19 protein-coding genes are annotated in these 23590 nt (G+C 64.2%); 9 read left to right on the top strand and 10 right to left on the bottom strand.

The window, feature by feature from the left end; translation table 11 throughout:
- Positions 1–16: 16 nt before the first annotated feature.
- Positions 17–2182 carry a peptidase domain-containing ABC transporter gene (locus ACX17K_RS15380; protein WP_493775495.1) on the bottom strand — a complete coding sequence of 722 codons (2166 nt, stop codon included), beginning with the start codon at positions 2180–2182 and terminating at the stop codon, positions 17–19.
- Position 2183: 1 nt separating this feature from the next.
- Positions 2184–3485, bottom strand: coding sequence for an HlyD family secretion protein (locus ACX17K_RS15375; RefSeq protein WP_493775494.1), 1302 nt, complete (start codon positions 3483–3485; stop codon positions 2184–2186).
- A gap of 461 nt (positions 3486–3946) precedes the next feature.
- Between ACX17K_RS15375 and ACX17K_RS15370 the strand changes: the two genes are divergently transcribed.
- From ACX17K_RS15370 to ACX17K_RS15355, 4 genes are all read left to right on the top strand, one after another.
- The gene (locus ACX17K_RS15370) at positions 3947–4135 is read left to right on the top strand and encodes a hypothetical protein (protein WP_493775493.1); all 189 of its coding nucleotides are present in this window, start codon (positions 3947–3949) and stop codon (positions 4133–4135) included.
- Positions 4136–4230: 95 nt separating this feature from the next.
- The gene (locus tag ACX17K_RS15365; RefSeq protein WP_493775492.1) at positions 4231–5613 is read left to right on the top strand and encodes a radical SAM protein; all 1383 of its coding nucleotides are present in this window, start codon (positions 4231–4233) and stop codon (positions 5611–5613) included.
- Positions 5614–5827: 214 nt separating this feature from the next.
- The gene (locus ACX17K_RS15360) at positions 5828–6181 is read left to right on the top strand and encodes a hypothetical protein (protein ID WP_493775491.1); all 354 of its coding nucleotides are present in this window, start codon (positions 5828–5830) and stop codon (positions 6179–6181) included.
- Between the two features lie 120 nt (positions 6182–6301).
- Positions 6302–7621 (top strand): hypothetical protein, encoded by a 1320-nt coding sequence (locus ACX17K_RS15355; RefSeq protein WP_493775490.1) that lies wholly within the window; start codon positions 6302–6304, stop codon positions 7619–7621.
- A 91-nt stretch (positions 7622–7712) separates the two neighbouring features.
- Here ACX17K_RS15355 and ACX17K_RS15350 read toward each other — a convergent pair whose 3' ends face one another.
- The 3 genes from ACX17K_RS15350 to parC are packed head-to-tail and all read right to left on the bottom strand — an operon-like array spanning position 7713 to position 12929.
- Entirely contained in the window at positions 7713–9029 is a 1317-nt protein-coding gene (locus ACX17K_RS15350; protein WP_493775489.1) for a sigma-54-dependent transcriptional regulator, read from the bottom strand.
- Positions 9022–10578 carry a sensor histidine kinase gene (locus ACX17K_RS15345; RefSeq protein WP_493775488.1) on the bottom strand — a complete coding sequence of 519 codons (1557 nt, stop codon included), beginning with the start codon at positions 10576–10578 and terminating at the stop codon, positions 9022–9024. The genes ACX17K_RS15350 and ACX17K_RS15345 overlap by 8 nt, the downstream gene beginning before the upstream one ends.
- Positions 10578–12929: a DNA topoisomerase IV subunit A gene (gene parC / locus ACX17K_RS15340; protein WP_493775533.1), complete on the bottom strand. Its 2352-nt coding sequence runs from the start codon at positions 12927–12929 to the stop codon at positions 10578–10580. Before parC ends, ACX17K_RS15345 begins: the two co-directional genes overlap by 1 nt.
- Before the next feature lie 97 nt (positions 12930–13026).
- Between parC and ACX17K_RS15335 the strand changes: the two genes are divergently transcribed.
- The gene (locus ACX17K_RS15335) at positions 13027–13485 is read left to right on the top strand and encodes a GNAT family N-acetyltransferase (RefSeq protein ID WP_493775487.1); all 459 of its coding nucleotides are present in this window, start codon (positions 13027–13029) and stop codon (positions 13483–13485) included.
- Positions 13486–13557: 72 nt separating this feature from the next.
- Here ACX17K_RS15335 and ACX17K_RS15330 read toward each other — a convergent pair whose 3' ends face one another.
- Positions 13558–16110, bottom strand: a complete 2553-nt coding sequence (locus ACX17K_RS15330) for a TonB-dependent receptor (protein ID WP_493775486.1) — start codon at positions 16108–16110, stop codon at positions 13558–13560.
- A gap of 404 nt (positions 16111–16514) precedes the next feature.
- Here ACX17K_RS15330 and hemA point away from each other — a divergent pair, with 404 nt between their 5' ends.
- On the top strand, positions 16515–17768 hold the full coding sequence (gene hemA / locus ACX17K_RS15325; RefSeq protein ID WP_343480860.1) for a glutamyl-tRNA reductase: 1254 nt from the start codon (positions 16515–16517) through the stop codon (positions 17766–17768).
- On the top strand, positions 17768–18844 hold the full coding sequence (prfA, locus tag ACX17K_RS15320) for a peptide chain release factor 1 (protein ID WP_493775485.1): 1077 nt from the start codon (positions 17768–17770) through the stop codon (positions 18842–18844). Before hemA ends, prfA begins: the two co-directional genes overlap by 1 nt.
- A gap of 152 nt (positions 18845–18996) precedes the next feature.
- Here the strand turns inward: prfA and ACX17K_RS15315 are convergent, their stop codons facing one another.
- From ACX17K_RS15315 to ACX17K_RS15300, 4 genes are all read right to left on the bottom strand, one after another.
- Positions 18997–19590, bottom strand: coding sequence for a c-type cytochrome (locus ACX17K_RS15315; RefSeq protein WP_493775484.1), 594 nt, complete (start codon positions 19588–19590; stop codon positions 18997–18999).
- 77 nt (positions 19591–19667) lie between these two features.
- Entirely contained in the window at positions 19668–20075 is a 408-nt protein-coding gene (locus tag ACX17K_RS15310; RefSeq protein WP_493775483.1) for a DUF6691 family protein, read from the bottom strand.
- Between the two features lie 9 nt (positions 20076–20084).
- Entirely contained in the window at positions 20085–20510 is a 426-nt protein-coding gene (locus ACX17K_RS15305) for a YeeE/YedE family protein (RefSeq protein ID WP_493775482.1), read from the bottom strand.
- 2 nt (positions 20511–20512) lie between these two features.
- A complete protein-coding gene (locus tag ACX17K_RS15300; protein ID WP_493775481.1) occupies positions 20513–20830 on the bottom strand; it encodes an ArsR/SmtB family transcription factor in 318 nt (105 codons plus the stop codon).
- Between the two features lie 110 nt (positions 20831–20940).
- Here ACX17K_RS15300 and ACX17K_RS15295 point away from each other — a divergent pair, with 110 nt between their 5' ends.
- Both ACX17K_RS15295 and ACX17K_RS15290 read left to right on the top strand, forming a co-directional pair.
- Complete coding sequence (locus ACX17K_RS15295) at positions 20941–21297, top strand: carboxymuconolactone decarboxylase family protein (RefSeq protein WP_493775480.1); 357 nt, start codon at positions 20941–20943, stop codon at positions 21295–21297.
- A 355-nt stretch (positions 21298–21652) separates the two neighbouring features.
- Complete coding sequence (locus ACX17K_RS15290) at positions 21653–23563, top strand: B12-binding domain-containing radical SAM protein (RefSeq protein WP_493775479.1); 1911 nt, start codon at positions 21653–21655, stop codon at positions 23561–23563.
- The last annotated feature ends 27 nt before the right edge of the window (positions 23564–23590 follow it).

Below are 23590 nucleotides of genomic sequence, written 5' to 3'. Positions count from 1 at the left end.
GCCGGGCGCGGTCATTCTACATGATCGCCGGCCCGCCCGCCCTCGCCGCCCGCTGTTCCGCGGCGGCCGCCGCCGGAGAATCCTGGACGATGCGCCCCTGTTCCAGCACCACCACCCGCTCGGCCATGGCGATGGTTTCCGGCCGGTGGGCCACCAAAATGCGCGTCATGTCGATATCCCGCACCGCGGCGTTGACCAGTTGCTCGTTCCATACGTCCAGGTGGCTGGTGGCTTCATCCAGCACCAACAACCGTGGCTGCTTGTACAGCGCGCGCGCCAGCAGCATCCGCTGCTTCTGGCCGCCGGACAGGCCGGAGCCGATGTCGCCGACCAAGGTGTTGTAATTCATCGGCATCGCCATGATTTCGTCGTGGATGGCGGCGAAGCCGGCGCAACGGCGAATGCGCTCCTGATCCGGCTGCGGGTCGAAGAAGCAGATGTTGTCGGCGATGGAGCCGGAGAACAGCAGATCGTCCTGCATCACCGTGCCCAGCATCTGGCGGTAATTGCCCAGGCCCAGCTGCCTGAGCGGCACGCCGCCCACCAGCACCTCGCCTTCGGTCGGTTCCATCAGGCCCAGAACCAGCTTCAGCAGCGTGGTCTTGCCGCAGCCGGAGGCGCCGGTGACGGCCAGACACTGGCCGGCCGGAATCGCCAGGCTCAGCTCGCGCAGCACATAGGGCTCGCTGTCGGAATAACGGAAAGAGACGTTGCGCAACTCGATCGCCGGCTGGACGTGGGCCGGGTCGATCTCGACGTCGTTCAGCTCCGGCTCCGGCTCGGTCAGCAGGATGTCGGCGACGCGCTCGCCGTGCAGCCGCAGCATGCGCAGCTCGAACAGCTTGTCGATCAGCGCCGCGATGCGTTGGCTGAACTGGTCCTTGTAGCTGAGGAAGGCGAACAACATGCCCACCGAGAAACGTCCGTCCATCACCGCCAGCGCCGCCAGCCACACCACGATCACCCGCTCGGCGTTGAACAGCAGCGCGTTGGCGGTCTGGAACGACAGGCTGAGCCGGGCGATGCGCAGGTCGGCGTTGAACTGCTCGGCCAGCGCGTTCATCCAGCCTATGCGGCGTTCCTCCTGGCGGCCGAACAGCCGCACGCTCTGCGCGCCGCGCGCCGACTCGATGAAATGGGTGCTCTGCCGCGAAGCGTGGATGATCTGCTCGGCGGTGGCCTCGCGCAACGCGCGGAAGATGCCCCAGCGCAGCAACGCGTACAGCACCACCGCGATCAGACTCACCGCCGCCAGCGGCGCGCTGTACAGCAGCATCACGATCAGCGTGGCGATCACCAGCAAACCGTCTATCACCCCCTCGACGAACTGGGTGGTCAGGCTTTTCTGGATGGTCTGGATCGAGCCGAAGCGCGAGGTGATGTCGCCCAGATGGCGCTTCTCGAACCACGGCAGCGGCAGGCGCATCAAGTGGGCGAAGGCGTTGCCCAGCCACTGGAAATTGAGGCTGGTGGCCAGCGCCGTCGTCGCCCAGGAACGCACCGCGCCTATCAGCGTCTGCAGCAGCACCAGCAGCAGGAAGCCGATGCCCAGCACGGTGATCAGGTCGCGGTCGGCCGCCACCAGCGCCTCGTCCACCACCCACTGCAGATAGAACGGCGCGGCCAGCGCGCACACCTGCAACGCCAGGCCCAGCATCAGCAGTTGGAACAGCCCGGCGCCCAGGCCGTCCACCCGGCCCATCAGCGACAGCAGGCTGAACTGCAGCTTTTCCTCCGCCTTGCGGAACGAGGCGTCCGGCGTCAACTCCAGCGCCACGCCGGTGAAATGCTTGGACGCCTCGTCCAGGCTCATCTTGCGCTCGCCCACCGCCGGATCGTGGATCACGATGTGGCGCGCCGACACCTGTTTCAACACCACGAAATGGTTCATGTCCCAATGCAGCACGCAAGGCAGCTTCAGCTGCGGCAGATGCTCCAGCTCCAGCTTCAGCGGCCGGGACGCCAGACCCAGGCCCTGCGCCATCGCGATCAGGCTCTTCAGCGTGCTGCCCTTCAGCGACACCGAAAAACGGCGGCGCATATTGGCCAGATCGATGCGGTGGCCCCAATAGCCGGCCACCATCGCCAGACTGGCCAGTCCGCACTCGGCGGCCTCGGTCTGCAACAGCAGCGGCAGCCGGCGGCGGCCCCAGAATCGCAAGGTCGGTTGCTGATGGCTCATCTCACACCTTTCCGCTGATGCTGTAGAGCGGCTCCAGCACCCATTCGTACAGCTTGCGCCGTTCCAGCAGCACGCTGGCGTCCAGCGCCATGCCGGCCTTCAGCGGCTGCGCCTGGCCGTAGGTGGTGACGCTCTGGCGCTGCAACCTCACCCTCACCCGGTACAGCTGCTCGCCGGAGCCGCCCTGGCCGCCGGGCAAATACAGCTCCTCCGGCCGCAGCGCGCTGCGCGACACCTCGCGCACCGTGCCCTGGAACTGGCCGAACTTCTGGTAGGGATAAGCCTGGTAGCGGATCAACACCGCCATGCCGGGCTTGACGAAGCCGGCGGCGCGCGACGGCGCGTACAGCTCCGCCTCCAGAGGCGATCCGGCCGGCGACAGATTGGCCAGCGTCTGTCCGGACGCCACGGTCTGGCCGGCCTGGGCGGCGATGCCGCTGACCATGCCAGCCTGCGGCGCGCGCACCAGCAGCTTGCGCTTGGCTTCGTTCTCGGTCAGATCCTGCTCCAGCTCCGCCATGCCGCGCTGCGCCGCCGCCTCGTCGCGCCGGGCTTGCAACTGCAAGTCGCCCAGATCGGACAAGGCCGTGTCGTGGTCGCTCTGCAAGGCGGCGCGGCCGCGCTGCAGGTCGGCCAGCTTGGTCTGCTGGTCGATCACCTCCGCCTGCTTGTCCTGCAGCGCGGCGGTGGAGATGAACTGCGACGCCAGCAGCTTGCGGTTGCGCTGCAGCGTGTCCTCGGCCAGCGCCACCCGCCGCCGCTGCAGGCCGATCTGCTCGTCCATCCGCTGCAGCTCGCGCGCCAGGTCGTCCGCCTTGCGCCGCAGTGTTTCCTGTTTCTGCCTGGCTTGCATGCGCAGCATCGCCTGGTCGCCGGCCAGGCTGTCGCGCCGCGATTGCAGCAGCGCGGTGATCTCGCGCCCGGCGTCGCCGCGGGTGGCGCTCTCGCGCTCGTTGCCGAGCACGAACAGCACATCCCCGGCCCGCACCTGCTGACCCTCGCGCACCTTCACCTCCGCCACCACCCCGGATTGCGCCGGCTGCACCCGAATCAGCCCCTGGCTGGGCAGCAGCACGCCCGACACCTGCGCCTTGCGGGTATAGCTGGCCAGGGAAAAGAACAGGACGATGGCGACGGCGATCAGCGCGAACACGCCGGTCAGCCAGGCGAAGCTGGCGGGCCGCAGCAGCACGATACGGCCATAACGCCGGTCGGCAGCGTGGGAGAGGGCGGCTGAGCGAAAAAGTGGCACGGATAGGACGCCTTCAGTGGGCATGCCGCGCAGCGCATGCAGATGATTCATCGCTCCCTCGTCAATGCCGAAGGCATTTCACGGAGAAGAGGACGGGACGATAGCATTAATCGAAGGCCATGACGGCGTCTTCCACGCCGCCGAGGCGCTTAAAATTCGGCAAGCTACTGTTTTCTTTAAATTCCCATCACTCTCGCCATGCGCGCCACACTGTCCATTAGGACAGATTAATGTCCGGCATTTGGGATGGCTCCCGGCGCCCAGACCAAGCATCTCCTGGCCACGCAAGGCTTTCAGCCTTGTTGCGGGATACAGACAATCTCAACCCTACTCCATGCTTACCCGCATTCGTAATTGACCGAGTTGTGCGCCCATTCATGCAGTCCAATAGTGCACTGTCATTGATTTGAATGTCCATGATACTCCATCCCGGCGGAGGAGGACGGCCTGGATACGACCGCCCCCGGGCTTGACGTCGTAAAACTAGCGGCCCGCACCCTCAGGAGAAACTTATGAAAAATCAAGCTCTGCAAAACGCGCTGGACGAGCTTCGCGACGATGCCGACGACGCCATGGGCGAAATCGCCGAACCCGATCTGGAATCCATTTCCGGCGGACAACAAACATTCGAGCCTCCGCAGTGCACCGACTATACGCACTGTGGCAGCTACAACACCTCTGGCAGCACCTCCAAAGCCTGAGCTGCGGCTGGCCGCACGGCGCAAGCACCCCTTCGCTCCGGCGTCGGGGCGCTCCGGGTCTATCGCGCCCCATTCAGGCGGGCAAGGAGACAAGCATGCATGGCGAGTACGTTCTATCCCGCTATCTGATCGCCTCGGACATCATCAGTCCCGACAATCACCCCGCCCCCTCGCGCCTGCTGTTCGCCAGCCGGACCGGCAAGTCATTGCTGGTTAAAGAAAAGGTTTACCAGCATCTGCGCGCCGGTGAATACGACCTCATCGACGAAGGAACGCTGCGGCAGTTGCAGGACGACGAGGTGCTGGTGGCGCCGACAAGCGACGAATTCCTGGATCTGCTGGAAAAAAACCGGCAGAAGCTGCGCGAAACCGACACCCTCACCCTCACCCTGCAACCCACGGCAAACTGCCAGCTCGGCTGCGTATATTGCGGCCAGCAGCATGTCAAAAAGAATCTGGACGACGACATCGCCGCCCTCATCGCCAGCCGCATCCTGAATACCCTCCAGCGCAAGCACTACCGGCAATTGGCGATCAGCTGGTACGGCGGCGAGCCTATTCTGGCGGTGAAGCAGATCGAGGATATCAGCGGCCCGCTGATCGAGCGCTGCGAGCAAACCGGCGTCCGCTTTTTCGCGTCGATGATCACCAACGGCCTCAGCCTGAAGCCCGACATCTATCTGAGGCTGCAAAGGCAGCGGGTCAACCACTTCCAGATCACACTGGACGGCATAGGGCAGACCCACGACCTGATGCGGCCGATCAAGGCCGGCGGCGGCAGTTTCGACATCATCCTGCGCAATCTGATGGACGTGACCGGCATGCCGGAATTCGCCGCCAACGGCAGCGGCATCACGGTCCGGGTCAACATCAACCGCAACAACCACCACAAGGTGGTCGAGCTGATCGACCTGCTGGCGGAGCGGGGGCTGTCCGAGCGCCAGGTATCACTGGACTTCCATCCAGTGATGGACTGGGGCGGCAACCACGCGGATCGCGACAGCCTGACGGCGGCCGATTTCGCCGCGCTGGAAATCGACTGGATGCTGCACGCGATCCGGCGGGGCTTCGAATTCAACCGCATCCTGCCCGCCCGCACCCACGCCCCTTGCATGGTGGTGCTGCCGGATGCGGAAGTCTATGACGCCTACGGCAATATCTACCCCTGCTACGAGTTTCCGTACACGCCCAAGTACGACTCGCCCAAGTACAAGATCGGCCACATCCGCAGCATCGATCAGGTCCGCAACGACAAGGCCGTCACCCGCGAGTGGTACACCGACATCCAGACTGGCATCTCCCCCTGTCCTGGCTGTCCATTGTTTCCCGTCTGCGGCGGAGGCTGCGCAAAGCACTGGTACCACGGCGAAAACGGCTGTCCCGCGTTCAAACTCAACCTGCAGGAACGGCTGGTGCTGAACTATTGGATGCGCAAACGGAAACGTAATAAGCAGACGGAACTAGCGGCGGCCAGCTAGCCCCGCGCATCGCCAGCCCGCCCAGGCGCATTGGAAAACCGGGCCACGCTGCAGGCGCCACCGAGTCACGCCGACTGCCCTGGCGCCACGCGGAAGAGGCCCCCAGCCATCTGCTGGGGGCGATATGGGTAACGCCGTCCCGCACGGGCAAAATCACATCCGAATGTACTGAAAGATAGTTTTTTACTTGAAAAACTAATGACAATGACATTTAATGAAAACGCCACTACGCCTCAAATTAGTCATGCCTACTGACATGACCTCGCTATACGCCTCTCAGCTGAATCGCCCTGCGATGTCGCCAAACTGGAAAACGATTCAAAAATTTGTTCGGGCATCATTTGCTTGGACAGATGCGGTAGTAATGGAGAAGTTGTCCGTAATAACCACTCACATCACTAGAGGAAAAACCATGTATAACCAAAAGCAAGTCGCTGACCTCACCCAAGAAGATGAAATCAAAGAGTTTCTGGGCATTCAGGTCCTGACCCCGGCCGAAGAGATCACCGTCTCCGGCGGCCGTACGGATAACGTAGTGGAGCAACAGCAGGAGCAACAACAAGACTAATGCAGCAATGCGAGGAATCGCCTGAGCCGCTCAGCCGATTCCAGCACTTGAAAGCAAGTTGCGATATGAAATTTTATATCGCGCTTGCTTTCTACCATTCGGCAATTGTCGGCAGTATAGATGCCACTCACCCTGGGAAAGACTAAAGTGACTGAATCCGAACAAAAATCTCACATTGCAGAATTCGGCAGCGCCTGGTGGGAAAGATTCATTGCTCAAACAGATAGTCTTAACAAGCCGGCCATAATAAAAAATGCCATCAGCCAAGACAAAATAGAATCATACAAAAAAAGCGTGCTGAACATTTTATCCCAACTTGGCCGACTGAAAACCACCCAGTTTGGCTATCGAGTTTATGTTGAAGGCAAACAGCTTGACTTTGAACAGATGGAAAATTTCTTCGAACTTGCCCCCCAAGATTCAGAGACATTGGAACAATGGGCAGAACGCGCATTTGATGGCAGTAAATTCGGCATCATTCTTAATTCCGGCGAAAAATTCGATCTGGCATTGACAAATGAAATAGCTGTCGCCCTATCACCATTTTTCGAGAAGGTGGGATATCCGCGCGGCGGCGCTCAATTCACTATTTTCGTCGGCAACTACGACAAGACCCCTCTTGGCATACATCAGGATAAAAGAGGGGAGAGCGTCATGCACTTCCATCTTGGCCCCGCCGGAAAAACCATGTATGTCTGGGATCCCAAACAGTATCTAGATCTTCTGGCGACGCATGGTTTTACCAAGAAAAATTTCAATGAACTACGGCCGTACGCGGAAGAGTATCAATTCGAAAGCGGCGATATCTATTACATGCCGGAAGGCACTTACCATATCGGCCAGCAGGATGGTCTATCCATCGGCATCACTATCTGGCGCTACAACCATACCGATGACCATCTGGCGAAACATTTGCATCAACGCATCATCAAGCAGATCCCCGTTGAAGCCACCGATGATTTCCAATACGACACCACTCCGCTCGACGACACCAGCGGGATTGACCACATCATCGAAAAATACCAGGTAGCCGATGAGTACAAGCAATTGAGCTATAGCGAACTGCTCAGGAAAATCTATCAGGACTGGCGCTATTGCGTGCATAGCAATGCCGGATACAGAAACGCGCCTTTCCCGCGGGAGGACCGCGCCAACCTCGCGTTGCAAGACCGGATTCAGATAGAAAAGCCGTACAAGATTTTGCTGCGCGAATCCATCTCGACCGAAAAGATGTATATCTACACGCGAGGCCATAAAGTCGAATTCAGGTACTTTGCCTGCCTGATCCCATTCATCGCCAAGATCAATGACGGCGGGATCCACCGCGTGGACGCCTTGCTGGATTTGCTGGACACGGGATGGAGCCCCAAGATCGGGATCTATATCCTGAGCGAACTGCACCGCTGCCATGGCATCAAGACCATCGATGCGGCTGCGTAGACCAACCGCAACGCCGGAGCGCGATCCGGCGCGAGCCGCGCGCCCCATAGCCTCATCCGATGAGATGGGCTGCGGCGCAACCGGCACCAGCCTATTTCACCCCCAGCCGCTCCATCCGGTAGCGCAATGAGCGGAAGGTGACGCCCAGTTTTTTCGCAGCCTGGGTACGGTTGTAGCGGGTGCCTTCCAGCGCCTTGACGATGGCTTCGCGCTCGACCCGGTCCAGATAGTCCTGCAGCGGCTCGCCGCTGCCGGGCTCCGGGCTGTTCTCGGCGCACGGCGTCAACTGCAAGTCGTCGCGGGACAGCGCGGGGCCGGCGGCCAGGGCCACCGCCCGCTCCAGAATGTTTTCCAGTTCGCGGAAGTTGCCGGGATAGGCGTAGTCCAGCAGCGCGCGGCGCGCGTCGGCGGACAGCTGCGGCGCTGCCGCGCCGCCGAAGCGCTGCAACAGCCTCTCGGCGAACAGGGGGATGTCGTCGCGCAGCTCGCGCAATGGCGGCATCTTCAGCGGCAGCACGTTAAGGCGGTAATACAGGTCCTGGCGGAACTGCCCCGAGTCCACCCGCGCCGCCAGATCGCGGTGGGTGGCGCAGATGATGCGCACATCCAAGGCCTCTTCCTGGCTGGCGCCCAGCTTGCGCACCGTCTTTTCCTGAATCGCGCGCAGCAGCTTCACCTGCATCGCCAGCGGCAGCTCCGCCACTTCGTCCAGGAACAGCGTGCCGCCCTGAGCCTGTTGGAAGAAGCCGTCGCGGTCGGCGTCGGCGCCGGTGAACGCGCCCTTGCGGCAGCCGAAGAATTCGCTCTCCATCAGGGCTTCCGGAATCGCGCCGCAGTTGACGGCGACGAAGGGCTTGTCAGCGCGCGGCCCCAGTTCGTGGATCAGGCGCGCCGCCTGTTCCTTGCCGGTGCCGGACTCGCCGCCGATATACACCGCCGCCTGGCTGCGCGACAGCTTGTCCGCCAGCCGCAGCGCCTCCTGGATCGCCGGCGACTCGCCCAGCAGCCTTTGCTGCGCGGCCGCCTTGACGACCGGCGTTTCCACTTTCAGCGCGGTCTTCACCAGGCTGCGCAGCTGCGCCAGGCTGACCGGCTTCTGCAAATAGTCGAACGCGCCGGCCTTCATCGCCCGCACCGCGTTGTCGGCGCTGCCGTAGGCGGTGATCACGGCGATGGGCACGTCCAGCCCGGCCTCGCCGATGTGATTGACCACGTCCAATCCCTCCCCGTCCGGCAGGCGCATATCGGTCAGCGCCAGATCGAAGCCGCCGGCGTCCAGCGCGGCGCGCGCCTCGGCGACGCTGCCGGCGCACGCCGGCGCGAGGCCCATTTTCAGCAAAGTCAGCTCCAGCAGCTCCCGGATGTCCGGTTCGTCGTCGACGATCAATACGCGCAGTGTCTTAGTCATAGGCCAGGTGACAGATCAGCCGGAAAACGCCGCCGGGCGGGCTGTAGTCCAGCCGCGCGCCGTTGGCCTCGGCCAGCTCGCGGGCGATGTACAACCCCAGGCCGCTGCCGGCGCTTTCCGTGGTGAAAAAGGGTTCGAACAGCCGCGCCTGGTCGGCTTCGGCCACGCCGGGGCCGTCGTCGATCACGCGCAGTATCAGGTGGTTTTCGGCGATGCCGGCCTGCAGCCGCACCGAGCCTGGCCGGCGGCTGCCGTGGCGCCAGGCGTTGGCCAGCAGATTGCCCAGTATCTGGGCCAGATGGCCGCGGTCGAAGCTCAGCCGGCAATCGTCGGCCAGCTCGCAGCGCACGGCGCCGGCGGCGTCCGGCTGCGACATCGAGAAATGATCGAGCTGCTGGGCGACGAAGGGGGCGAGTTCTATCGGTTCGCGGCGGACGCGATCGCGCCGGCCCAGCGTCAGCACATCCTCCACCATGCCGTTGATGCGGCGCGCGTTGTCCTGGACGATGCGCAGCAGGCGCTGCCGCGCCGCGTCGGTCTCATCCTCGGCCAGCAGGTCGCCGGCATGGCTGATGGCGGACAGCGGGTTGCGGATCTCATGCGCGATGTTGGCGGTGAGGCGGCCCAGCGCCGCCAGCTTCACCCGCTTGGCTTCCTCCGCCATGTCGGCCATGTCGCGCATGAACAGCACCACGCCGCGCATCTGGCCCTCGGGCACCGTCACCGGCACCAACCGCCCCACCAGCTGGCGGCCGCGCGCGCTGTGCTCGACGAAGGTAGGCAGCGCCGGCGAGCCGTCGTCGCGCCAGCGGCTTACCAGCGGCAACAGCTCGGGCAACAGCTGGCCGCGCTGCAAGCGGTTGAAATAGCGCTCGGCCTGCAGGTTGAACTGGCGCAGGTGGCCATCCTCGTCCAGCACCACCACCGCGTCGCGCTGGCTTTGCAGGATCAATTCGTTCAGGTGGTTGAGATTGGCGATTTCGCCGCCGCGCTGCGCCGCCAGCGCTTCCGACGCCCGCGCCATACGGCCGAGCTGCCAGGTGGCGATGGCGGTGACAAAACCCGCCGAAGCCAGCAGCGCGCTATAGGGCAGGTCGGAAGGCTTGGCCTGGCCCAGCCAGTGTTCTACGCCGGAATAACTGAACAGCGCCAGCGTGGCGATCGCGGCGTAGAACAGCGCGTAGCGGCCGGAGGACAGCAGGCCGGCGGCGGCGAGATAGGGCAGCAGCAGCAGGCCGAAGCCTCCGTGTATGCCATCATTCATCGCCATCAGCCACACCATCATCCCGATGTCGGCGGCGATGGCCAACGTCAGCTGCAGCGTGTGGCCCAGCTTGCCCTCGCGCAGCGAATACCAGACGCCGATCAGCAACAGGTAGAGGCTGGACCAGGTGTAGAACTGCCTGCCGCCCTCGATCAGCGGCAGGCCGTCGCCGCCTGGCAGCAGCGACAAGGTGAACAGCACCAGCAGCAGCAGCGCGCGAAAGCCATTGACGAACAACAGCGCGGCGCGGGGACTGAGCGTTTGCGGCTGGGCTGTCCTGAACATCACATCGGCAGCTCCCGAATCGCGCCCACCAGCCACTTCTTGGGCATCAGCTTGCCTTTCTTGGCGCGCTTGCCGACGAACTCCTCCAGCGCCAGCTTCTCATCCGCCGCCTTGCCGCGGACAGAGGTGGTGGACAGCAGCGCCTTGTCGCCGGCCACCAGGCCGACCGCGGTCAGCGCCGCGCCGTCGTCCAGCGCCATCAGCATCAGGCCGCGGCCCTTGGCCAGCTCCTTCAGCTCGGCCGCGGGGAAGGCCAGCAGGCGGCCGCTGTCGCTGGCGGCCACCAGTTGCAGCTGCTCCAGCGGCGCGGCGGGCAGCCTCACCGGCGCCAGCACCGTTTCCTTGTCGTCCAGCGTGATGAAGGCCTTGCCGGCCTTCACCCGGCCGGCCATGTCGCCGATCTTGGCGATGAAGCCGTAGCCGCCGCTGCCGGCCACCACGAACCTATCCTCGTCGCGGCCGGATATCAGCTGCGCCGGCTTGGCGCCGTCCTGCAGGTCCACCAAAGACGCCACCGGCACGCCGTCGCCGCGGCCGGTCGGCACCGTGGCCGGATCGATGGTGTAGGCGCGGCCGTTGTGGTCGAGCACGATGGCGTTCCACACCGTGCGCGTCTCCACCACCGCCGCCAGCGCGTCGCCGTCCTTGAAGCTCAGCGTTTCTAGCTCCACGTTGTGGCCGACGCGGGCGCGGATCCAGCCCTTCTGCGACAGGATCAGCGTCACCGGCTCGTCGGCGGTGGTCTGGGTCAGCACCGCGCGCTCGGCGGCCTTGATCTCGCTGCGGCGCTTGTCGCCGTATTTGGCGGCGTCGGCCTGGATCTCGTCGCGGATCAGGCGGGTCAGCGCGTCCGGGGTGTCCAGGATGTGGCGCAGGCCCTCGCGCTCCTCGCGCAGATCCGACAACTCCTTTTCCAGCTTGAAGCCTTCCAGCCGCGCCAATTGGCGCAGGCGGATTTCCAGGATGTCCTCGGCCTGGATCTCGGTAAGGCCGAAGGCCTTGATCAGGTCCGGCTTGGGCTCGTCCGATTCGCGGATCACCCGAATCACTTCATCGATGTGGATGAAGGCGATCATCCGGCCTTCCAGGATGTGGATGCGCTTGTCAACCTGGGCCAGGCGGTGCGCCAGGCGGCGGGTGACGGTAGTGCGGCGGAAGTCTATCCACTCGGTGAGGATGGGTTTCAAGCCCTTCTGACCCGGGCGGCCGTCCAGGCCTATCATCACCAGGTTCATCGAGGCGTTGCCTTCCAGGCTGGTTTGCGCCAGCAGGATGTTCATGAATTCGTCCGGGTCCTGGCGGCTGGACTTGGGCTCGAACACCAGCCGCACCGGGCTTTGGCTGTCGGACTCGTCGCGGACGCGGTCCAGCAGGTCCAGCATCAGCTTCTTCAGGTTCTGCTGGTCCTGCGACAGCTGCTTCTTGCCGGCCTTCAGCTTGGGGTTGGTCGCTTCCTCAATCTCCGCCAGCACCTTCTGCGCCGACGAGCCGGGCGGCAGTTCGGTGACGATGGCGCGCCACTGGCCGCGCGCCAGCTTGTCCACCTCCCACTTGGCGCGCACCCGCACGCTGCCCCTGCCGGTTTCGTAGGCAGACAGGATGTCGGCGGCCGGCGTGATGATCTGGCCGCCGCCGGGGAAATCCGGGCCCGGCACGTAGCGCATCAGCGCGGCGGTGTCGAGGGTCGGATCGTCCAGCAGCGCCACGCAGGCGGCGGCGACCTCGGTCAGATTGTGCGGCGGGATTTCCGTCGCCATGCCGACGGCGATGCCGGAGGCGCCGTTGAGCAGCACCATCGGCAGCCGGGCCGGCAGCAGCGACGGCTCTTCGAAGGCCCCGTCGTAATTGGGGACGAAGTCCACCGTGCCCATGTCGATCTCGGACAGCAGCAGCTCGGCGATCGGCGTCAGCCGCGCCTCGGTGTAACGCATCGCCGCCGCGCCGTCGCCGTCGCGGGAGCCGAAGTTGCCCTGGCCGTCGATCAGCGGGTAGCGCAGCGTGAAGTCCTGCGCCATCCGCACCAGCGCCTCGTAAGCCGAGCTGTCGCCGTGCGGGTGGTATTTACCCAGGATTTCGCCCACCACGCGGGCCGACTTCACCGGCTTGGCGCCATGGACCAGTCCCATGTCGCGCATCGCGTACAGGATGCGGCGCTGCACCGGCTTCTGGCCGTCGGCCACCTCCGGCAGCGCGCGGCCCTTGACCACGCTCATCGCGTATTCCAGATAGGCGCGCTCGGCGTAGAGGTCGAGCGGAATCCAGTCGCCGCCGACGGCATCCGGCGCGGCGGGCGGCGGCGGCAGGTTATCGCCGGCAGCGTCCGGCTGGGCGAAGAGATCGTGGTCGTTCATATTCTTGATGTTGGTGTCTTGATCTGGATAAGGGCACATGGCCGCGCCGGATGGCATAACATCGGGGCGACCGTTACCGGAATGAGGGGATTCTACTATGGCAAACAAGATAGCGTGGCACTGCCACGGTTTCGACGGCTTCACGCCGCTCGCGCTGTACCAGGCGCTGCAACTGCGCGACCAGGTGTTCGTGGTGGAGCAGCAGTCCATCTACGGCGACGTGGACGGCGTGGACACCCGCTGCCTGCACCTGTCCGGCCGCGACGGCGCCGGCCGGCTGCTCGCCTACGCCCGCCTGATCGTGCCGGGCGAGAAATACCCGGACGCGGCGGCCATCGGCCGGGTGGTGGTGGCGCCCGAGGCGCGCGGCCGGGGCCTGGGCAAAACGCTGATGGAACAGGCGGTGGCACAGTGCCAGGCCCACTTCCCGGACACGCCCGTCATGCTGTCGGCCCAGGTGGACGCCAGCGCGCTGTATGCGTCATTCGGCTTCCAGCCGGTGTCGGAGCCATACGACGATGGCGGGATTCTGCATGTGGACATGCGGCGGGAATAAGCGCCGCCGGTCATAAAAAACGGACAACCCTCAGGTTGTCCGTTTCGTCTTTGCAGCGAAAGTGCAGCAGGCTTACATCTTGTACGCGCCCTTCAGGAAGAAGCTGCGGCCCGTCGGGTCGGTGAAACGCGGATCGTAGTTCTGCTGGGTCATTCTTTGCTGATTGCTGTACGGCGGTTCCTGGTCGAACAGGTTCTTGACGCCGGCTGTCACCGTGAATTGCTTGTTCCAAGCGTAGGAAGCGGACAGATTCCAGGTGGAGTAAGGCTTGACCATGTGATTGCTGCCTTCTGAATTATCGGTAGCGTTCTGGTCGGTGTAGCCGGACTTGTAGTTCTGCGACAGGATGGTGCTCCACTGTCCATACATCCAGTTCAGCGTCAGGTTGTGCTGCCAGCGGAAATTAGGTCCGGCATCGACATAACGACCAACGCTGTTGGTGTAGTCGCCGCCCTTCTCATTCTGATACGCATATTTGGCCAGATACGTGCCATCCAGCGTCAGCATGAAAGTGCCGAACGACGATTTCGGCAGCGTCCAGCTCATGCGCAGGTCGACGCCGGAAGCGCTGATGTTCCCCAGGTTGGAAATGTCGTCGATGATGTAATCGTAGTTGCCGTTGGCGTCGCGCACATAACGGTCGGCATACTTCGACGGATTATCCAGAATCAGGGTTTCATCGAGGATGTTGATCTGGTCCTTGATCATCGTCCACCACAGATCCGCGCTGGCGGTGAAATCCTTGGTCGGCTCGATCACCATGCCGAACGACAGGGAGGAAGACTTCTCCGGGCTCAGGTTCTTGTTGCCGCCGACGCGCTTGTCGCGCTGCATCTTGCTGCAACCGGTGCCGTCGGTGCCGGGCAGCGGCACGCCTCCCGGGCACGCGGCGTTATCGACGAACTTGGTGCCGGTCAGCTGCAGCTGGTTGGGACGATAGATGTCGTACAGCGACGGCGCGCGGAAACCCTTGCTGGCGGAGCCGCGGAACAGCACTTTCGGATCAGGCTGGAACTTGAACGCCACCTTGGGGTTCAACGAGCTCTGGGTGTCGCTGTAATGGTCGTAGCGGGTGGCGAGCTGCAGATCCAGGTTTTTCACCACCGGAATCTCCGCTTCGCCGAAAATGGCGTAGGCGGAACGACTGCCCATCGAATCCTCGGTCTTGCTCTGACCCGTGCTCAGCGCGTCGCGGGTGATGGCCTTGTTGTAGACCGTGCTCAAGCTTTCGCGGCGTACTTCGGCGCCCAATGCCACCCCGACCATGCCGGCTGGCAATTGGAACAACTCGCGGCTGATCTTGGCATCCGCCATGTCGATCGTGGACTTGGCCTCCTTGGTCTGGCCGGAGATTCCCACTGCGCGCCAGGCGGCGAGGTTGCTGCCGTCGAACGGGTTCAGCGCGCCGCTGTCCACCGCGGCCTGCATTCTGGATTTACTGACATAGCCCGAAGTCAGCGTCTCTTTCACCAGGTTTTCCGAACGGCCAATGCCCGCCCGGTAATCCCAGCCAGCCACCAGGCCTTCCAGGTTCAGCATCAATCGCTGGGTGACGGAGTTGGCCTCGGTCTCGCGATTGCCCAGCGGAACGGTGCGAACGTAAAGAAGGTCGCGCTTGGTCGGGTCGGTCGCGTTGGCGCGGGTGATCTCGCCGCCGGTCGGCAGCGGCGCGTTTTGCGAGGTGGTGATCGTTTCGGTGCGAGTGTATTGCAGCGACAGCTCGTGGTTGTCGCCCAAACGCTTGGTGCCGCGCAGGATGCCGGAAATCTGCTCGACCTCAGGCGCCAATGCCGGGTACAGCGAGTAGTATTCCTTGCAAATTCCGCCGATAGGCTGGGAATAAGGCGGTCGACAGGTCGCGCTGGTGCCCTTCCAGGTCTTGGTCACGCCGTCCACGTAATTGCCCGGCCAAGCATTCGGGCTGTTGCCGGTATCCGCGGTGATCTTGTTGGAGAAGTCGCGCTGGCTGGCCATGATGGCATCGTGCTTCAGGTAGTCGATCGCGCCGTAGACATTGAAACCGTCCTGCGCCAGATCGCCCAGGCCATACGAAGCATTGATGCGCTTTTCATCGCCGCCGCCATGCTGGGGATTGGCGAAACTGCCGCCGATATTCAGCCCCTTGACGCTTTTCTTGGTGATGAAGTTCATCACGCCGCCAATGGCGTCGGTGCCGTAGATCGCGGACGCGCCGTCAAGCAATACCTCCACCCGGTCGATCACCGACAACGGAATCGCATTCAGGTCGGCCGAAGTGCCGTCGATAGCCTGGTTGGCCATCCGGCGTCCATCCAGCAATACCAGCGTGTATTGATTGCCCAGGCCGCGCAGGCTGGCGAAAGAGCCGCCGCCAGTGGATGCGCCCACCGAGTAGGAAGAGCCCTGAGTGGACTGGTTGGCTGCGATGCTGTTGACCACTTGCTCGACTGTGGTCAGGCCTTGCTTGGCCAGTTCTTCAGTCTTGAGGATGGTGACCGGCAGCGCTTTTTCCTGTTTGATGCTGCGCTTGATGTTGGAGCCGGTAATCGTCACCCGTTCCAGTTGGCTGTCGTCCGCGGCGTGCGCGTAGCCGCTGCCCAGCAGGCCGATCGCGGCGATCGCCTGGGCAAGAGTCTTGACTCTCATCTCGTTTCCCTTTGTTCATCACGGTGTTTGCGCTGCGTGGGCGCAAATCTATGCCGTCGTTGTCACATCGCTGCAACACTGCGGCAGGGATGAAAATGGCATCAAAACATGTCAACGGCAAATTGTTTGCCTGTTCGATCACCATTCGGGAAATTCATGCGGCCACACCATCATTTGTTAATTCATTGATGAGAATTGTGTTTTTCTATTAACGCCACCTCGATTCCGTCGCCGGGACTGTGTCAACAAAACAACAAGTTGTCATGATCCCCATTCTCCGCCCAATCATTCCGATCAGGCGGCCTCATCGGATCATCCAAACCCATGCTCGCGTCACGCCTCGCGGGACGGCATCGGCGACTTAGGCTAAAATGTCCTGTTTTCGTCCCGCGGCGTTTCCGCCCATGCATCTGCTTGCCTTCGGACTCAACCATCACACCGCACCGCTGTCGATACGGGAAAAGCTGGCTTTCCCGGCCGAAACCCTGCCGCGCGCGCTGGAAAGTCTGCTGGCTTCGCAAGCGGCGCGGGAGGCGGCCATCGTCTCCACCTGCAACCGCACCGAGATCTACTGCAGCAGCCCGGACCCTCACGCCGCGCTGGACTGGCTGTGCCAGTTCCACGGCCTGAACCGGACCGAGCTGGAGCCCTATCTGTACCGGCTGGAGGCGTCCCAGGCCGCGCGCCACGCCTTCCGCGTCGCGTCGGGGCTGGACTCGATGGTGCTGGGCGAGACGCAGATCCTGGGCCAGTTGAAGGACGCGGTGCGCAGCGCCGAACACGCCGGCACCCTGGGCACGCTGCTGAACGGCCTGTTCCAGCGCACCTTCGCGGTGGCCAAGGAAGTGCGGTCCAACACCGCGGTCGGTTCCAGCTCGGTGTCGATGTCGGCGGCGGCGGTGAAGCTGGCGGAGCAGATCTTTCCGTCCATCGCGGAGCTGAACGTGCTGTTCGTCGGCGCCGGCGAGATGATCGAGCTGGTGGCCACCCACTTCGCCGCGCGCAATCCATCCTGTATCACCGTGGCCAATCGCACGCTGGAGCGCGGGCAACGGCTGGCCGAGCAGTTCGGCGGCAACGCCGTCACGCTGGCCGAGCTGCCGGAGACGCTGGCGCGCTACGACGTGGTGGTGACCTCCACCGCCAGCCAGTTGCCCATCATCGGCAAGGGCATGGTGGAACGGGCGATCAAGGCGCGCCGCCATCGGCCGATGTTCATGCTGGACCTCGCCGTGCCGCGCGACGTCGAACTGGAAGTAGGCAAGCTGGACGACGTGTTCCTGTACAGCGTCGACGATATCGCCGGCATCGTCGAGGTGGGCAAGGAAGCGCGGCAGAGCGCCGCCGAAGAGGCCGAAACCATCATCCAGACGCGGGTGGCGGAGTTCACCGACTGGCTGAAGAAACGAGAAACCGTGCCGCTGATCCGCGCCTTGCGCGACGAGGCCGACCGCGCCCGGCGCCACGCGCTGGAAGGCGCGCTGAAGCAACTGGCGCGCGGCGACGCGCCGGAAAAAGTGCTGGAGGCCCTGTCCGTCCAGCTGACCAACAAATTGATGCACCCGCCGACCCAGGCCCTGTCCTCGGGCAGCGGCGCGGAGCATGACGCGCAGGTGCAAACCATCGCGCGGCTTTACCGTTTACATCCGGAGTCGTAATGAAAGCGTCTATCGCGGCCAGGCTCGCCCAGCTGGCCGACCGTCTGGAAGAAGTCACCCACCTGCTTGCCAGCGAAACGGCCACCCAGGACATGGAGGCCTTCCGCAAACTCACCCGCGAACACGCCGAGCTGACGCCGGTGGTGGAAACCTTCGCCGCCTACCGGCAGTGCGAGGGCGACATCGCCGCCGCCGAGGACATGCTGGCCGATCCGGAAATGAAGGAATTCGCCCAGGCGGAAATCGCCGAGGGCAAGGACAGGCTGGAAGCGCTGGACGTCGAGCTGCAGAAACTGCTGCTGCCCAAGGATCCCAACGACGACAAGAACATCTTCCTGGAAATCCGCGCCGGCACCGGCGGCGACGAGGCGGCGCTGTTCGCGGCCGATCTGCTGCGCATGTACACCCGCTACGCCGAACGCAACCGCTGGCAGGTGGAGATCGTGTCCGCCAGCGAATCCGATCTGGGCGGCTACAAGGAAGCCATCGTCCGCCTGGTCGGCCAGGGCGCGTACTCGCGGCTGAAGTTCGAATCCGGCGGCCACCGCGTGCAGCGCGTGCCGGCCACCGAAACCCAGGGCCGCATCCACACCAGCGCCTGCACGGTGGCGGTGATGGCCGAGGCCGACGAGATCGCCGAGGTGGTGCTGAATCCGGCCGACCTGCGCATCGACACCTTCAGGGCCAGCGGTGCCGGCGGCCAGCACATCAACAAGACCGATTCCGCGGTGCGCATCACCCACTTGCCGACGGGGATTGTGGCGGAGTGTCAGGACGGCCGCTCGCAGCACGCCAACAAGGCCAGCGCGATGCAGGTGCTGGCGGCGCGCATCTACGACATCCAGCTGCGTGAGAAAAACCAGAAGGAGGCGGCCGAACGCAAGAGCCTGATCGGCTCCGGCGACCGCTCCGAACGCATCCGCACCTACAACTACCCGCAAGGCCGCATCACCGACCATCGCATCAACCTGACGCTGTACAAGCTGGATTACGTGATGGACGGCGATCTGCAGGAACTGACCGACGCGCTGATCGCCGAGCAGCAAGCTGAACTGCTGGCCGCGCTGGGCGACTGAAACGATTGCCGCGCGCCATCGTCGGCGTTAGAATCATCGGCTGAAAAAGACGGGCCGCGCGCGCGGCCCGTGTCCATCCGGACTGCCGTGCCGGACGGATTTTTTTCTCCGAAACTTGGGGCCACCTTGCGTGGCCTTTTCTTTTTGCCCGGCTACAGCGTGGCGAGATAGGCCAGCAAGGCCTTGATATCGTCGGCGCTCATCGTCTTCAGGATTTCCTGCATCTCCATCGCCGAATCCGGCTGCGGCGCGTCCGACACCTGCATGCGCCGGGCCAGGTAGGCCGCGTGCTGGCCGGCAAGCCGGGGCGCGGCGGAACCGCCTTCGCCCTTCTCCCCGTGGCAGCTGAAACAGGGCGGCGTGCCCACCGCCAGATTGCCCTCCGCATACAGCTTGCGCCCGGCAGCCAGCAGCGTCGGGTCGCCGCCTGCGGACCGGGTCGCCGCCGCCGGCTGCGCGGCGAAATAGGCGGCAAGCGCCTTGATGCCGCCATCGCCCTTCATCGCGGCCAATGCCGCATTGTGCGCGCCGCCGTCGGCGCGCTGCCGCTGGCGGAACGCCTGCCATTGCTGCTCGATATAGCCGGCCTGCTGCCCGGCCAGCCGCGGCGCCGGCCCCGGACCGTTGCCGTCCGCGCCATGGCAGCTGGCGCACATTTGCCGAGCCAGTTGCGCTGGTTCGGCCCGCGCCGGCGCGCCCGCCAGCACTCCCATTCCCATCAGCGCGATGCCTATCCAGAACTTCATGCCCGCCTCCATTCAAATGACATGAAGAGGAATATAGATCGCCGCGCCCGTCGCTGCCCATGCCTTTGCGGCAGCATTCACCTCGCGCTGGCGCGATGGACCCACATTCCAGCCAGCATCGCCGCCAGGAACAACAGGCCGGACGGCAAGCCGCTACCAGCCAACACCAGCGCCGGCCCCGGGCAAACGCCGGCCAATCCCCAACCTGCGCCGAAGACCAGGCTGCCCGCTATCAGGCGGCGGTCCACGCCACGCGTGGCCGGCAGCCGCATTTCATCGCCCAGCAGCGCGCGGCCGCGCCGCTTCGCCAGGACAAACGCCGGCAGCGCCGCCGCGATGGCGCCCGCCATCACCAGCGCCAGCGATGGGTCCCAACGGCCCGCCACATCCAGAAATCCCAACACCTTGGCCGGATTGGCCATGCCGGCGACAATCAAACCGACGCCGAAGACCAATCCCGCCAGAAAAGCGCTGACAAGCTTCATCTTGTCCTCCTATCCGATCCAGTGCCGCATCAGCCACACCACGGCGAAACCGGCGGCCATGAAGACCAGCGTCGCCGCCAGCGAACGCGGCGACAGCCGCGCCAGCCCGCACACGCCGTGGCCGCTGGTGCAGCCCGAGCCCAGCCGGCTGCCGTAGCCGACCAGCAGTCCGGCGGCGATCAGCAACCACCCTCTCTCGTCCAGCTGGATGTCCGGCGGCGCGGCGAACAAGCGGTACAGCCAAGGCGACAACGCCAGGCCGGCGACGAAGGCCAGCCGCCAGCCCTTGTCCTCGCCGGGCGAAAGCAGATTGCCGACAATGCCGCTGATGCCGGCCACGCGGCCATTCAGCAAAATCAAGCAAGAGGCGGACAAGCCGATCAGCGCGCCGCCGACCAGCGCGCTCCACGGCGTGAAATGGCTCCAATCGATCATCGTCACGCCTCCTTGGGACAAAAGCGTTGGTACAGCGTGGCCAGCACCGCCAGCGCGTTGGTGTCGGCCACCGAGTAATAGATGCGCTTGCCGTCGCGGCGGGTGGCCACCAGGCCCTCCTTGCGCAGCACGCCCAGCTGCTGTGACAAGGTCGGCTGGCGAATGCCCACCGTCTCCTCCAGCTCGCTCACCGACCGCTCCCCCTGGCTGAGCTGGCACAGCAGCAGCAGGCGGTCTTCATTGGCCAGCGCGCGCAGCAGGCCGCAGGCCTGCCCGGCGGCGGCGCGCATGTCGGCGAGATTGGGAGAAGCTTGATTCATGGCGGACTCTCGTGCGTAACGGCTTGACTTCAATATATCAATTGATATTATATAAATCAATATATCAATATGCGGTTCGCCGCCCATCTTCACAACAGGGAGTCCTGAGCATGAGCAATGAAGTCAACTACCCGGAACTGACCCACGCCATTTCCAAGCACCTGGCCACGCTGCGCGCCGACGTGCCGGAAGTGATGCAGGGCTTCAACGACATGGCCCGCGCCGCCACCCGCGACGGCGCGCTGGACAAAAAGACCAAGGAACTGATCGCGCTGGCGCTGGGCGTGGCCGCGCGCTGCGACGGCTGCCTGGGTTTTCATGCGTCGGCCCTGGTCAAGCTGGGCGCGACCAAACTGGAGGTGGAAGAGACGCTGGCGATGGCCGTCTACATGGGCGGCGGCCCGTCGCTGATGTATTCCGCCCACGCTTTGGCCGCCTTCGAGCAGTTCAGCGCCAAGACCGCCTAGTCTCGCACCGTCCGCTGTGGGACAATCGCACGCAGCCGGGCTTTAAGAGCCTGTTCATGATCTTTTTGCGAACGGCGCAGACCAAGCCGGAGGCCAGATGAAAGGCGGAAGGCGCAGCCCTTGGTCATTCCAAGGGCTAGCCTGACAACGCTTCAGATGGCCTCCGGCTTGGTCTGCCCTTCGGGGCTGCTTTTTGCCGGTGCATGGTTTTGTCAAACTCTCCTGGCAGTGAATGACACTGCTGCGGTTCGTTTTTCGCGCCCTGCACCGGCAAAGAGCGGCCGCCGCCGGAAAAAGATCATGAACAGGCTCTTGACCCGGCTATGCTTTTTGAACCACCCGCCGGATTTTTCGCATGTCTGCCAGTTCCCTGCGCGTGCTGTCGCTCATCCCGCCGATGACGCAGCTGAACACGCCCTACCCGTCCACCGCCTATCTGACCGGCTTCCTGCGCTCGCGCGGCGTGGCGGCGTTCCAGGAGGACCTGGCGCTGGCGCTGGTGCTGCGGCTGTTCTCCCGCCAAGGCCTGGCCACGCTGCGCGAGCACGTGCACCGCATCCCGATGCGCCAGCGCAGCGACTGCATGATGCAGTTCGACATTTCCTATGACCGCTACGCCGCGACGGTGGACGCGACGATAGGCTTCCTGCAAGGCCGCGACGCCACGCTGTCCTACCGCATCGCCGGCCGCAACTACCTGCCGGAAGGGCCGCGCTTCGCCTCGCTGGACGTCTATGTCGACCCGGACGATCCGGACGGCGGCGACCCGCTGGCCTGGGCCTTCGGCGCGCTGGGCACCCAGGACCGCGCCCGCCACCTGGCCACGCTGTATCTGAACGATATCGCCGACGTGCTGCGCGAGGCGGTGGACCCGCGCTTCGAATTCGTCCGCTACGCCGAATCGCTGGCCTTGTCGCAACCCAGCTTCGAGCCGCTGGCGCGCGCGCTGGCGGCGGCGCCGAACTGGGTGGACGACACGCTGGACGCGCTGACCCGCGAGGCGATGGAGACGCACCAGCCGCAACTGGTGCTGATCTCGGTGCCTTTCCCCGGCGCGGTGTACGCGGCCTTCCGCATCGCCCAGACGATCAAGCGCCATTGGCCGGACATCAAGATCTGCCTCGGCGGCGGCTACGCCAACACCGAGCTGCGCGAGCTGGCCGAGCCGCGGGTGTTCGATTACTTCGACTATGTGACGCTGGACGACGGCGAGCGGCCGCTGCTGGCGCTGATGGAGCACATCGAGGGCAAACGCGGCGTCAGCCGCCTGGTGCGCACCTTCCTGCGCCAGGACGGCGCGGTGCGCTACGTCAATATGCAGGAAACCGATGTGCCGTTCTCCGAGGTCGGCACCCCCACCTGGGACGGCCTGCCCATCGACCGCTACCTGTCGCTGCTGGACATGCTGAACCCGATGCACCGGCTGTGGAGCGACGGCCGCTGGAACAAGCTGACCATCGCCCACGGCTGCTACTGGAAAAAGTGCAGCTTCTGCGACGTGACGCTGGACTACATCTCGCGCTACGAGACCGCGTCGGCCGAACTGCTAGTGGACCGCATCGAGGCCATCATCGCCGAAACCGGCCAGACCGGCTTCCACTTCGTCGACGAAGCCGCGCCGCCCAAGATGCTGAAGGCGCTGGCCGAGGAGCTGCTGCGGCGCAAGGTGTCCATCTCCTGGTGGGGCAATATCCGCTTCGAGAAATCATTCACGCCGGAGCTGGCCCTGCTGCTGGCAGAATCCGGCTGCATCGCCATCTCCGGCGGCCTGGAAGTGGCGTCGGACCGCTTGCTGAAACTGATGAAGAAGGGCGTGTCGGTTGAGCAGGTGGCCCGCGTCACCCACGGCTTCGCCGAGGCCGGCGTGCTGGTGCACGCCTACCTGATGTACGGCTTCCCCACCCAGACCGAGCAGGACACGGTGGACGCGCTGGAATACGTGCGCCAGCTGTTCGACAACGGCTGCATCCAGTCCGGTTTCTTCCACCGCTTCGCCTGCACCGTGCATTCGCCGGTGGGGCAGAATCCGGAGGAATACGGCGTCAAGCTGGTGCCGCTGCCGCCGGGCGACTTCGCCAAGAACGACGTCGGCTTCATCGACCCCACCGGCACCGACCACGAGTTGATGGGCAAGGCGCTGAACAAGGCGCTGTACAACTTCATGCACGGCATCGGCCTGGACGGCGACGTGCGCGGCTGGTTCGACGCGCGGGTGCCCAAGCCCAAGGTGCCGCGCCACTTCATCGAACGCGCGCTGTACCAGTAAGCGGCGCTCCCCAAGCGCCGCCGGCCG

This window comes from Chromobacterium sp. INPA-IVC, assembly GCF_059047085.1.
The sequence above is the reverse complement of the archived record's forward strand: the minus strand, read 5'-3'. Positions and strand labels throughout refer to the sequence as shown.

What these genes read in the sequence shown, in the direction of transcription:
- ACX17K_RS15380 (WP_493775495.1), bottom strand. Translation starts at nt 2,182, where the DNA reads ATGAGCCATCAGCAACCGACCTTGCGATTCTGGGGCCGCCGCCGGCTG.
- ACX17K_RS15375 (WP_493775494.1), bottom strand. Translation starts at nt 3,485, where the DNA reads ATGAATCATCTGCATGCGCTGCGCGGCATGCCCACTGAAGGCGTCCTA.
- ACX17K_RS15370 (WP_493775493.1), top strand. Translation starts at nt 3,947, where the DNA reads ATGAAAAATCAAGCTCTGCAAAACGCGCTGGACGAGCTTCGCGACGAT.
- ACX17K_RS15365 (WP_493775492.1), top strand. Translation starts at nt 4,231, where the DNA reads ATGCATGGCGAGTACGTTCTATCCCGCTATCTGATCGCCTCGGACATC.
- ACX17K_RS15360 (WP_493775491.1), top strand. Translation starts at nt 5,828, where the DNA reads ATGAAAACGCCACTACGCCTCAAATTAGTCATGCCTACTGACATGACC.
- ACX17K_RS15355 (WP_493775490.1), top strand. Translation starts at nt 6,302, where the DNA reads ATGCCACTCACCCTGGGAAAGACTAAAGTGACTGAATCCGAACAAAAA.
- ACX17K_RS15350 (WP_493775489.1), bottom strand. Translation starts at nt 9,029, where the DNA reads ATGACTAAGACACTGCGCGTATTGATCGTCGACGACGAACCGGACATC.
- ACX17K_RS15345 (WP_493775488.1), bottom strand. Translation starts at nt 10,578, where the DNA reads ATGTTCAGGACAGCCCAGCCGCAAACGCTCAGTCCCCGCGCCGCGCTG.
- parC (WP_493775533.1), bottom strand. Translation starts at nt 12,929, where the DNA reads ATGAACGACCACGATCTCTTCGCCCAGCCGGACGCTGCCGGCGATAAC.
- ACX17K_RS15335 (WP_493775487.1), top strand. Translation starts at nt 13,027, where the DNA reads ATGGCAAACAAGATAGCGTGGCACTGCCACGGTTTCGACGGCTTCACG.
- ACX17K_RS15330 (WP_493775486.1), bottom strand. Translation starts at nt 16,110, where the DNA reads ATGAGAGTCAAGACTCTTGCCCAGGCGATCGCCGCGATCGGCCTGCTG.
- hemA (WP_343480860.1), top strand. Translation starts at nt 16,515, where the DNA reads ATGCATCTGCTTGCCTTCGGACTCAACCATCACACCGCACCGCTGTCG.
- prfA (WP_493775485.1), top strand. Translation starts at nt 17,768, where the DNA reads ATGAAAGCGTCTATCGCGGCCAGGCTCGCCCAGCTGGCCGACCGTCTG.
- ACX17K_RS15315 (WP_493775484.1), bottom strand. Translation starts at nt 19,590, where the DNA reads ATGAAGTTCTGGATAGGCATCGCGCTGATGGGAATGGGAGTGCTGGCG.
- ACX17K_RS15310 (WP_493775483.1), bottom strand. Translation starts at nt 20,075, where the DNA reads ATGAAGCTTGTCAGCGCTTTTCTGGCGGGATTGGTCTTCGGCGTCGGT.
- ACX17K_RS15305 (WP_493775482.1), bottom strand. Translation starts at nt 20,510, where the DNA reads ATGATCGATTGGAGCCATTTCACGCCGTGGAGCGCGCTGGTCGGCGGC.
- ACX17K_RS15300 (WP_493775481.1), bottom strand. Translation starts at nt 20,830, where the DNA reads ATGAATCAAGCTTCTCCCAATCTCGCCGACATGCGCGCCGCCGCCGGG.
- ACX17K_RS15295 (WP_493775480.1), top strand. Translation starts at nt 20,941, where the DNA reads ATGAGCAATGAAGTCAACTACCCGGAACTGACCCACGCCATTTCCAAG.
- ACX17K_RS15290 (WP_493775479.1), top strand. Translation starts at nt 21,653, where the DNA reads ATGTCTGCCAGTTCCCTGCGCGTGCTGTCGCTCATCCCGCCGATGACG.